The organism is Streptomyces sp. NPDC058646 (genome assembly GCF_042716875.1).
Taxonomy (GTDB): Bacteria; Actinomycetota; Actinomycetes; order Streptomycetales; family Streptomycetaceae; genus Streptomyces.
This window is the reverse complement of the sequence record NZ_JBHXRK010000046.1, coordinates 19,410-29,132: the sequence shown is the minus strand read 5'-3', so window position 1 is coordinate 29,132 and position 9,723 is coordinate 19,410. Positions and strand designations below refer to the sequence as shown.

At 72.3% G+C, this 9,723-nt stretch carries 8 protein-coding genes and 3 pseudogenes; 9 read left to right on the top strand and 2 right to left on the bottom strand.

Annotated features, from left to right (window positions below):
- Window positions 1–167 precede the first annotated feature (167 nt).
- The 3 genes and pseudogenes from ACFWUZ_RS34155 to ACFWUZ_RS34145 all read left to right on the top strand — a co-directional run.
- Window positions 168–374 (top strand): annotated as a pseudogene (locus tag ACFWUZ_RS34155) (IS701 family transposase); the annotation flags it as partial.
- A 60-nt stretch (window positions 375–434) separates the two neighbouring features.
- A pseudogene (locus ACFWUZ_RS34150) lies at window positions 435–640 on the top strand (IS982 family transposase); the annotation flags it as partial.
- A 384-nt stretch (window positions 641–1,024) separates the two neighbouring features.
- Complete coding sequence (locus ACFWUZ_RS34145; protein WP_384381669.1) at window positions 1,025–1,636, top strand: hypothetical protein; 612 nt, start codon at window positions 1,025–1,027, stop codon at window positions 1,634–1,636.
- Between the two features lie 176 nt (window positions 1,637–1,812).
- Here ACFWUZ_RS34145 and ACFWUZ_RS34140 read toward each other — a convergent pair.
- Both ACFWUZ_RS34140 and ACFWUZ_RS34135 read right to left on the bottom strand, forming a co-directional pair.
- A pseudogene (locus ACFWUZ_RS34140) lies at window positions 1,813–2,499 on the bottom strand (ABC transporter ATP-binding protein); the annotation flags it as partial.
- 52 nt (window positions 2,500–2,551) lie between these two features.
- Complete coding sequence (locus ACFWUZ_RS34135; RefSeq protein ID WP_384381667.1) at window positions 2,552–4,348, bottom strand: AMP-dependent synthetase/ligase; 1,797 nt, start codon at window positions 4,346–4,348, stop codon at window positions 2,552–2,554.
- 228 nt (window positions 4,349–4,576) lie between these two features.
- On the opposite strand from ACFWUZ_RS34135, the gene ACFWUZ_RS34130 reads away from it, so the two are divergent.
- From ACFWUZ_RS34130 to ACFWUZ_RS34105, 6 genes are all read left to right on the top strand, one after another.
- Window positions 4,577–5,362 (top strand): metallophosphoesterase, encoded by a 786-nt coding sequence (locus ACFWUZ_RS34130; RefSeq protein ID WP_384381665.1) that lies wholly within the window; start codon window positions 4,577–4,579, stop codon window positions 5,360–5,362.
- A 107-nt stretch (window positions 5,363–5,469) separates the two neighbouring features.
- Window positions 5,470–5,913 carry an SRPBCC family protein gene (locus tag ACFWUZ_RS34125; protein WP_384381663.1) on the top strand — a complete coding sequence of 148 codons (444 nt, stop codon included), beginning with the start codon at window positions 5,470–5,472 and terminating at the stop codon, window positions 5,911–5,913.
- Between the two features lie 25 nt (window positions 5,914–5,938).
- Complete coding sequence (locus tag ACFWUZ_RS34120; RefSeq protein ID WP_384381661.1) at window positions 5,939–7,165, top strand: ArsA-related P-loop ATPase; 1,227 nt, start codon at window positions 5,939–5,941, stop codon at window positions 7,163–7,165.
- A 75-nt stretch (window positions 7,166–7,240) separates the two neighbouring features.
- Window positions 7,241–7,711: a DUF5304 domain-containing protein gene (locus ACFWUZ_RS34115; protein ID WP_384381659.1), complete on the top strand. Its 471-nt coding sequence runs from the start codon at window positions 7,241–7,243 to the stop codon at window positions 7,709–7,711.
- A 70-nt stretch (window positions 7,712–7,781) separates the two neighbouring features.
- On the top strand, window positions 7,782–8,723 hold the full coding sequence (locus ACFWUZ_RS34110; protein WP_384381657.1) for an ROK family glucokinase: 942 nt from the start codon (window positions 7,782–7,784) through the stop codon (window positions 8,721–8,723).
- Between the two features lie 72 nt (window positions 8,724–8,795).
- Entirely contained in the window at window positions 8,796–9,557 is a 762-nt protein-coding gene (locus ACFWUZ_RS34105; RefSeq protein WP_384381655.1) for an endonuclease/exonuclease/phosphatase family protein, read from the top strand.
- Window positions 9,558–9,723 lie beyond the last annotated feature (166 nt).

The following is a 9,723-nucleotide window of genomic DNA, read 5'->3' as shown; positions in this document are numbered from 1 at the left end:
GCCGCGTTGTCGGGGCACCCGAGTACGTCCAGTACGCGGGCGCCCCTCCGCCTTGCGATGCACGGCGCCGGACGCCGCGGGCCTGACCGGCGCCACTTCGACGACAGGGCCTAGTACTGCAACGGTGTTTGCCGTGACGGTTGGGCAGGTCGGTCGTTGGTCAGTTCATGGGTGGGGAGCTTGCTGATGCCCGGTCGTGGGCTGGTGAACTGAAGGCCTTGCATGAGCGGTTCGTGCACCGTTTCTCCAGGTCGGAGCCGCGGGAGTCGGCTCTTGCCTATATGCAGGGGCTGATAGCTCTGCTGGAGCGGAAGAACGGCTGGACGCTCGCGGAGGAGGCCGGGCACGCGGGTCCCGACCGGATTCACCGGCTGTAGGAGTTCTCCGTCCGGCCGGCGGTGCCGGAGTACTGACGCTGGACGCCGACCGCCCACCGGGCGCCGGCGACGCTGATCAGCCGGTTCTTCCGCAACCTGGCCCGGGACACCGACCTGTGGCACGACTACGTGTGGATCGTGGACTCCACCCCTGTGGAGTGCGCCCGCTCAGCCCGACGGTCACCCGCTCGGAGCTTGCGGGCTGGGCCGGTTACGGCTACTGCGCCTCGCACTCACGGTTCTTCTGGGGCTTGCGTCTGCACCCGCGTCACCGCGGGCCCGGCCCGCATCTCACGGTCCCGGGCCGGATTCGGTGGCCGACCAGTTGAAGCCGGAGCCGTCGCACGTGCGGCGGGAGAAAGCCCTGCGCCGCCGAGGCGGGCGTATCAGCGTCACCGCACCGCTCACATCGCTCAAGATGCGCCCAAAAGGGTCAAGTGCCACTCTGAAGAACGGATCGGACAGGGAGAAAAGAGATCCCCACGCCTCCCCCACGCACCCATTGCCGCATCACGATGAGGCCAGGGCTGTTTGTCCAAGCCTCATGTCCATCCCGATGGCGCAATTCGCGTGCCTGCAGCGGAAAAAACTCGCAGTTCTACGACAGGGAGTGCGGAAACATGGTGAGAATTCTCAAGCGTCACCGCATGCTCACTGCTACCTCAGCGGTTCTCGCCGCAGCGGCGGGAAGCATTCTGGTCCCCACCGCCGCGGACGCCGTCCCGGCGCAGCCCTCACAGGAATGCAAGTCGGGGTACGTGTGGCGCGAGGCCACGGGCTCCGGGGACCGTGTCTGCGTCACTCCCGGCACTCGCGCCCAGGCCCGGGAGGACAACGCCCAGGCCGCCAACCGCCGGGTCAGTGCCACGGACCCGACGTGCAAGTCGGGCTATGTGTGGCGCGAGGCCACTCCCAACGACCTGGTCTGTGTAACCCCCGGTACCCGGGCCCAGACCAAGGACGACAACGCCCAGGCCGCGAGCCGCAGGGCCCAACCGGCGGGCACGTGCAAGTCGGGGTACGTGTGGCGCGAGGCCACGGGCTCCGGGGACCGTGTCTGCGTCACTCCCGGCACTCGCGCCCAGGCCCGGGAGGACAACGCCCAGGCCGCCAACCGCCGGGTCAGTGCCACGGACCCGACGTGCAAGTCGGGCTATGTGTGGCGCGAGGCCACTCCCAACGACCTGGTCTGTGTTACCCCCGGTACCCGGGCCCAGACCAAGGACGACAACGCCCAGGCCGCGAGCCGCGTACGCTGAACCCCGCCGGCCCGGCACCATACGGCGCCTGAGATCCCGTCCGATCCCTGATCGGACGGGATCTCCTTGCCTACCCCGCACCCCAACGAAAGCGCACACGGAGGGAGGAGCGAGGTCCGCTGCATCCGGCCTCGGCCCGCGGCACAACGGGCAAGGTGCAGGCGGTGCCTGGTCCATCAGGAGACATCGCCCACGGGCTCCTGGCCGGTGCGCGTCGGACCGTGCCGGTCCGGGTCGTCGTTGAGGAAGCCGCCCGACTGGTGCTGCCAGCTTCGCGTAGGCGCCGTCGGAGGCGCGCAACTCCTGGTGGGGTGCTCTGCTCGACGATCCGCCCGCGATCGAGGACGACGAGCCGGTCCATGTGGGCCACCGGGCTGAGGCGATGTGCCACCACCATTGCCGTCCGCCCCTCCATCAGACGCCGCAACGCCTCCTGGACGAGGATCTCGCTCTCGGAGTCCAGGGCACTGGTCGCCTCGTCCAGCAGCAGGATCGGGGCGTCCCGCAGGATCGCCCTGGCGAGCACGACACGCTGGCGATGCCCCCCGGAGAGCTTGACGCCGCGCTCACCGACCATGGTGTCGAGGCCGCAGGGCAGGGCGTCCGCGAATTCCGTGACATGCGCGGCCTGGGCCGCGCGGCGGATCTCGGCCTCGGTGGCTTCCGGCCGGGCGAACGTGATGTTCTCCCGCAGGGTGCGGTGGAACATCGCCGAGTCCTGCGGGCCCGTAGGCCATCAGGCCGCGCAGGTCGCTCTGGCGCAGCCTGGTGATGTCCTGGCCGCCGATCAGGATCCGGCCCTCGTCGATGTCCGTCATCCGCAGCAGCAGTCGGGTGAGCGTGATCTTGCCTGACCTGCCCAACCGTCACGGCAAACACCGTTGCAGTACTAGCCCGTGTCGTCACAGTGCCGCGTCAGCCGCGGTAGAGCGCCTCGATCTCGTCCGCGAAGTCCTTCGCCACCACGTTGCGCTTCAGCTTCAGCGACGGCGTGATGTGGCCCGACTCCTCCGTGAACTGGGAGGGCAGAATGCGGAACTTCCGCACCGATTCCGCCTTGGAAACCGCCGCGTTGCCGTCGTCCACGGCCTTCTGGACCGCGGCGACCAGCTCCGCGTCCTCGCACAGCTCCGCCGCAGTGACCCCGGCCGGCTTGCCGTTGTCCGCGGCCCACCGGCCGAGGAACTCCTCGTCGATGGTGACCAGCGCGGCCACGAACGGCCGTGCGTCGCCCACCACCATGCACTCCGCGACCAGCGCGTGCGCCCGGATCCGGTCCTCGATCACGGCGGGTGCGACGTTCTTGCCGCCCGCGGTGACGATGATTTCCTTCTTGCGGCCGGTGATCGTGAGGTAGCCGTCCTCGTCGAGGGTGCCGACGTCGCCGGTGTGGAACCAGCCGTCCGTCAGCGCCTCGGCGGTGGCCGTCTCGTTCTTCCAGTAGCCCGTGAAGATCTGCTCGCCGTGCAGCAGCACCTCGCCGTCGTCCGCGATGCGCACCACGGAGCCCGGCATGGGCTGGCCGACCGTACCGATCTTCTGCTTGTCCCACGGGTTGAAGGTGGTCGCCGCGCAGGACTCGGTCAGGCCGTAGCCCTCCAGCACCGTGAAGCCGATGCCGCGGAAGAAGTGCCCGAGCCGCTCGCCCAGCGGGGCGCCGCCGGAGATCGCGTACTCGCCGCGGCCGCCGAGGACGGCGTGCAGCTTGCTGTAGACCAGCTTCGTGAAGAGCTTGTGCTTGAGCTTGAGCCCCAGGGACGGGCCGCGCGGGGTGTCCAGCGCGCGGCTGTACGCGATCGCCGTCTCGGCCGCCGCGTCGAAGATCTTGCCCTTGCCGTCGGCCTGCGCCTTGGCCCGCGCCGAGTTGTAGACCTTCTCGAAGACCCGCGGCACGCCGAGGATCAGCGTCGGGCGGAAGGACTGCAGCTCGTCGGTGAGGTTCTTGATGTCCGGTACGCAGCCCAGCCGGATCGGCGCCAGCACGGCCGCCACCTCCACCAGGCGCCCGAAGACGTGCGCGGCCGGCAGGAAGAGGAGCACCGAGCACTCGCCGGTCCTGAACAGCGGGCTCAGGCGCTCCACGGCGTTGCCGCACTCGGCGAAGAAGTTGCGGTGGCTCAGCACGCAGCCCTTGGGGCGGCCGGTGGTGCCGGAGGTGTAGACGATGGTGGCCGGGTCGTCGGCGCCCGCGAGGCTGCTGCGCTCGTCGAGTGCGGCGTCGCCGACCGAGGCGCCCGCGGCCTTCAGCGCGTCCAGCGCGCCCCCCTCGATCTCCCAGACCTCGCGCAGCTCCGGCAGCCGGTCGCGCAGGGCCTCCACGGTCCCGCCGTGCCCGGGGCTCTCCACGACCGCGGCGACCGCGCCGGAGTCGCCGAGGATCCACTGGACCTGCTCGGGGGAGCTGGTCTCGTACACGGGGACGGTGACGCCGCCCGCGCTCCAGATCGCGAAGTCGACCAGCACCCACTCGTAACGGGTGCGGGAGATCAGGGCGACCCGGTCGCCGGGCATGACACCCGCCGCCATCAGGCCCTTGGCCACGGCCCGCACCTCGGCGAGGAACACGGTCGCGGTGACGTCCTGCCACCGGCCGCCGACCTTGCGGGCCATGACCGCCGTGTCGGGATGCTGAGCGGCGTTGCGGCGGATGAGATCCGTCAGGTTCCCGTCCGACGGGACCTCGTACAGGGCCGGAAGGCTGAACTCGCGCAAGACTGCTGCTCCTCTGGGCGCCATCGCCACCGTGTGGACCGACCGGACGTTACCCACCGGTAGTGGGTTCCGATAGAGGGAACCGGCCAGATGTTCCGTGCGTCACATGACGCGGCCTTATCGTGCCGACAGTAGTCGACCCCCTCCGGGACTCGGAAGTAACCGCAGGTCCGGCAGGTGGGGGGACCCGCTCTACCCGCCGTCCCCGCACGCCCCTAGGGTGTCGTCATGGGTGGCAGGAAGAGGCGCACGCGAGTCCACGTCGTCAGCGACGTCCACGGCAACACCGAAGCCCTCGCGCGGGCCGGAGACGGCGCCGACGCGCTCATCTGCCTCGGTGACCTGGTGCTCTTCCTCGACTACGCCGACCACTCGCGCGGCATCTTCCCCGACCTCTTCGGCGTCGAGAACGCCCACCGGATCGTCGAGATGCGCACCGCGCGCCGCTTCGAGGAGGCCCGTGCCTTCGGCCGGGAGCTGTGGGCCGGGCTGGACCGGGAGCAGCTGATCGAGGGCGCGGTGCGCCGCCAGTACGCCGAGATGTTCGCCGCCCTGCCCAGCCCCACGTACGCCACCTACGGAAATGTCGACATCCCGGGCCTGTGGCCGGAATACGCCGCCCGCCCCGGCGTCACCGTCCTCGACGGCCAGCGGGCCGAGATCGGCGGCCTCGTCTTCGGATTCGTCGGCGGCGGGCTCCCCTCGCCGATGCGCACCCCGTACGAGGTGGACGAGGAGGAGTACGCGGCCAAGGTCGAGGCGCTCGGCGAGGTGGACGTACTCTGCTCCCACATCCCGCCGGAGGTGCCGGAGCTCTGCTACGACACGGTCGCGCGCCGTTTCGAACGGGGAAGCGAGGCCCTGCTGGCCGCCATCCGGCGCACCCGCCCCCGGTACGCCCTCTTCGGGCACGTGCACCAGCCGCTCGCCCAGCGCATGCGGATCGCCGGCACGGAGTGCGTGAACGTCGGGCACTTCGCGGCGACGGGAAGGCCCTGGGCCCTGGAGTGGTGAGCTCCGCACGCACGGTAGCCTTCGAACGGCGGCCGGAGGCCGCACGCTTCCTCGAACTCCCCCAGCTGCCGCTGGGAGGTACTTTCAGCCCCGGAGGACCGACCGCGATGGCGGAACACACCAGCTCAAGCATCACGATCGAGGCCGCTCCGGCCGACGTGATGGCCGTGATCGCCGACTTCGCCCGCTACCCCGAGTGGACCGGCGAGGTGAAGGAGGCCGAGGTGCTGGCCACCGACACCGACGGCCGCGCCGAGAAGGTCCGGCTGCTGCTCGACGCGGGCGCGATCAAGGACGACCACACCCTCGCCTACAGCTGGAAGGGCTCGGACGAGGTCAGCTGGACCCTGGACAAGTCGCAGATGCTGCGCCAGCTGGACGGCTCCTACCGGCTGGCCCCGCTGGACGGCGGCCGGCGCACCGAGGTCACCTACCAGCTGACCGTGGACGTCAAGATCCCGATGCTCGGCATGATCAAGCGCAAGGCCGAGAAGGTCATCATCGACCGCGCCCTCGCGGGCCTCAAGAAGCGCGTGGAATCGACCCGCTGATCGCGACCCGGAGCACGCGCACCCCATGCACACCCTGCTGATCACCGGCCCCGGCGGGGCCGGGCGGACCACCGTGGCCGCGGCCACCGCCCTCGCCGCCGCCCGGGCCGGACGGCGCGTGCTGCTGCTGTCCGGCGACCCCGGCGGTCCGCCGCCCGCCCTCGCCGGCCCGTCGGCGGGAGAGCCCGCCGAGGTCGTGCCGGGGCTGCGGGCCGCACCCGTCGCGGGCGGGTTCCGGGTGGCCCGGGTCGACTCCGGCGAGGAGTTCCGCGAGGAGTTCGCCGCCCTCCAGGAGCGCGGCTCCGCCGTCCTCGGCCTGCTCGGCGCCCGGCCCCTGGGAGCCGAGGAACTCACCGAGCTGCCCGGCGCCGAGCAGTTCGCCCTGCTGCGCGCCCTGCGACGGGCCGCCGCCGCACCCGGCACCGACCTGCTCGTCGTCGACCTGCCCCCGCTCCACCAGGCCGTCACCACCCTGGCGCTGCCCGCACAGCTGCGCCGCTACCTCGCCCGGCTGCTGCCCGCCGAACGCCGGGCCGCCCGCGCCCTGCGTCCCGTACTGGCCCAGCTGGCCGGAGTGCCCATGCCCGCGCAGTGGCTCTACGAGGCCGCCGCCCGCTGGGACGAGGAGCTGGCCGCGGTCCAGGCCGTCATCGAGGCCGGCACCACCCGGGTCCGGCTGGTCGCCGAGCCCGGACCGGCCGCCCACGCCGCCCTGCGCACCGGGGTCCTCGGACTCGCCCTGCACGAGCTGGGCATCGCGGACCTGGTCGCCAACCGGCTCGTACCGCAGGACAGCGCCGACCCCTGGGCCAAGTCGCTCGCCGCCCAGCAGCTCGCCTTCCTGCAGGACCGCGGCCCGGACCTTCCCGTACTCGGCCTCCCGCACCTCGGCCGGGACCCGCAGGACCACGAGGACCTCGCCGGGCTGACCGGCCTCGCCACCGGCGGATCCCTCGCCCCGGACAGTCCCGCCGGGCGGCCGTCCTGGTCCGTCGAGGACCGGCTCGCCGAGGACGGCGTGCTCGTCTGGGCCGTCCGCCTGCCCGGCGCCCGCAAGAGCGACCTCGACCTGATCCGCCGTGGCGACGAACTGCTGCTGACGGCGGGCCCCTACCGCAGGATCGTTCCCCTGCCCTCCGCGCTGCGCCGCTGCACCGTCTCCGGGGCCGCTCTCGCCGACGACGTCCTGCGCATCCGCTTCACCCCGGACCCGGGCCTGTGGCCCCGTACGTCCACCCCCGGCGCGTCCTAGGGGGTGTACCGCCGTTCGGGTACCGTCGAAGGTAGTCCGTCCGTACGCTCCGCACCTGCCGCAGGAGAGTCCGCCATGAGCGAGGCCACCGACCGCCCCACCGACGACGACGCCTGGGCCAGGGCCTGTGCCGAGGACCTCGCCGCGGAGAAGGAGCGCCTGCGCGGCAGCCACCACGGTGCCCAGCAGACCGGGACCGCCGCCGAGGAGCTGTTCAAGCTGTTCGAAGCCGTCGCCGACAAGGTCTCCGGGCTGAACAACCCGCTGCTGGGCGTCGCCGCCCAGGGCGCCGTGCGCCAGTTCGTCGACCAGGCGAAGACCGCCGCCAAGCCCGTCATCGAGCGCAACCCGGAGGTGTTCGACCACCTCGCGGCCGCCGGCTCCGAGCTGCTCGCCGCCTACCGCTCCGCCGTCGAGGGCCACGAGCGCCGCTGGACCCGCGACACTCCGCCCGCCCAGCACCGGCCGGACCGGCCGTCCGAGGACCGCGACCCCCGTGACGAGGGCCCCGACGACGGCCCCGCCGAGCGGATCGATCTCGACTGATCCACCGGAGACCCCCTCGCCCTCGGGTACCGTGGGCCGTGGCGGGGTTTGACCGGAAACCGAGGGACTAATGGGACTCACCATCGGCGTCGACATCGGCGGCACGAAGATCGCGGCCGGCGTGGTCGACGAAGAGGGCACCATCCTTGAGACGTACAAGGTGCCCACCCCGCCGACCGCGGACGGAGTGACGGAAGCGATCTGCGCCGCCGTGTCCGAGGTCAGCAGCAGCCACACCATCGACGCCGTCGGCATCGGCGCCGCCGGATACGTGGACGACAAGCGCGCGACCGTACTCTTCGCGCCGAACATCAACTGGCGCCACGAGCCGCTCAAGGACAAGGTCGAGCAGCGCATCGGCCTGCCCGTCGTCGTCGAGAACGACGCGAACTGCGCGGCCTGGGGCGAGTACCGCTTCGGCGCCGGACAGGGCCACGAGGACGTCATCTGCATCACGCTCGGCACCGGCCTGGGCGGCGGCATCATCATCGGAAACAAGCTGCGGCGCGGCCGCTTCGGCGTCGCCGCCGAGTTCGGCCACATCCGGGTCGTCCCCGACGGCCTGCTGTGCGGCTGCGGCAGCCAGGGCTGCTGGGAGCAATACGCCTCCGGGCGCGCCCTCGTCCGGTACGCGAAGCAGCGCGCCAACGCCACCCCGGAGAACGCGGCGATCCTGCTCTCCCTCGGCGACGGCACCCCCGAGGGCATCGAGGGCAAGCACATCAGCCAGGCCGCCCGGCAGGGCGACCTGGTGGCCGTCGACGCCTTCCGCGAGCTGGCCCGCTGGGCCGGTGCGGGACTCGCCGACCTGGCGTCCCTCTTCGACCCGTCGGCGTTCATCGTCGGCGGCGGGGTCTCCGACGAGGGCGACCTCGTACTGGACCCGATCCGCAAGTCCTTCAAGCGCTGGCTGGTCGGCGGCGCCTGGCGGCCGCACGCGCAGGTGCTCGCCGCCCAGCTCGGCGGCAAGGCCGGCCTCGTCGGCGCGGCCGACCTGGCGCGCCAGGGCTGAGCCCGGCCCACCCACCACGACTGCCCGCCGCGCCCCTTGGGGGAGCGGCGGGCAGCTGCGTATGTTGCGGGAATGGAACAGCTGCTGCCTTCGCTGCCGACGTCTCGAACAGAGCCCGACGGTGCCGCCGTGATCCGCGTGCTCAGCTACAACATCCGCTCCCTGCACGACGACGAGGAGGCGCTCGCCAGGGTCATCCGGGCCTGCGCGCCGGACCTCGTGTGCGTGCAGGAGGCGCCCCGCTTCTTCCGGTGGCGCAAACACGCGGCGCGGCTCGCCGCGAAGAGCGGGCTCGTGGTCCTCGGCGGCGGAGCGACGGCGGCCGGACCGCTGCTGCTGTGCTCGCTGCGGACCACCGTCGAGCGCACCGAGGACGTCCTGCTGCCGCTCACCCCCGGCCTGCACCGGCGGGGCTTCGCGACCGCCGTCGTCCGCTTCGGGGCGGCCCGGCTCGGCGTGGTCAGCACTCACCTGTCGCTCCAGCGCGAGGAGCGCCGGGCCCAGGCCGGGATGCTGCTCGAGCGTCTCGCCGCGCTGGAGGTCCCGTACGCGGTCGCGGCGGGGGACCTGAACGAGGGCCCCGACGGGCCGGCCTTCGCCCGGCTGGCCGGCGAGCTCCAGGACTGCCGGGCGGTGGCCCCGTGGGGCGGCGGGCCGACGTTTCCGGTGGGGGCGGCCGAGAAGCGCATCGACGCGGTCTTCGCGACGGGGGGTGTGGAGGTGCTGGGCTGCGGTGTCCCTGTGGGACTGGAGGGCGTCACGGGCGCGGACCTGCGGGCCGCGACCGACCATCTGCCGGTGCTGGCGGCCCTGCGCGTACCGGCTGCGCCGTAGCCTCCGTGGCGCGGTGCGGCTGCGGCGCCGCAGCCGGGGGCTCCGCCCCCGGACCCCCGCTCCTCACACGCCGGAGCGGCTGAAGTCTGCCCTCGCGGTGGCTGGTGGGCGGCGGGGGGCCAGGGCTGCCCTGCGGGCAGCCCCGCCCCCGGAGCGTGCGGGGGAA

Coding starts and splice junctions, on each gene's coding strand:
- ACFWUZ_RS34105 (WP_384381655.1), top strand. CDS start 8,796: ATGGAACAGCTGCTGCCTTCGCTGCCGACGTCTCGAACAGAGCCCGAC.
- ACFWUZ_RS34145 (WP_384381669.1), top strand. CDS start 1,025: ATGCTCACTGCTACCTCAGCGGTTCTCGCCGCAGCGGCGGGAAGCATT.
- ACFWUZ_RS34130 (WP_384381665.1), top strand. CDS start 4,577: ATGGGTGGCAGGAAGAGGCGCACGCGAGTCCACGTCGTCAGCGACGTC.
- ACFWUZ_RS34125 (WP_384381663.1), top strand. CDS start 5,470: ATGGCGGAACACACCAGCTCAAGCATCACGATCGAGGCCGCTCCGGCC.
- ACFWUZ_RS34120 (WP_384381661.1), top strand. CDS start 5,939: ATGCACACCCTGCTGATCACCGGCCCCGGCGGGGCCGGGCGGACCACC.
- ACFWUZ_RS34110 (WP_384381657.1), top strand. CDS start 7,782: ATGGGACTCACCATCGGCGTCGACATCGGCGGCACGAAGATCGCGGCC.
- ACFWUZ_RS34115 (WP_384381659.1), top strand. CDS start 7,241: ATGAGCGAGGCCACCGACCGCCCCACCGACGACGACGCCTGGGCCAGG.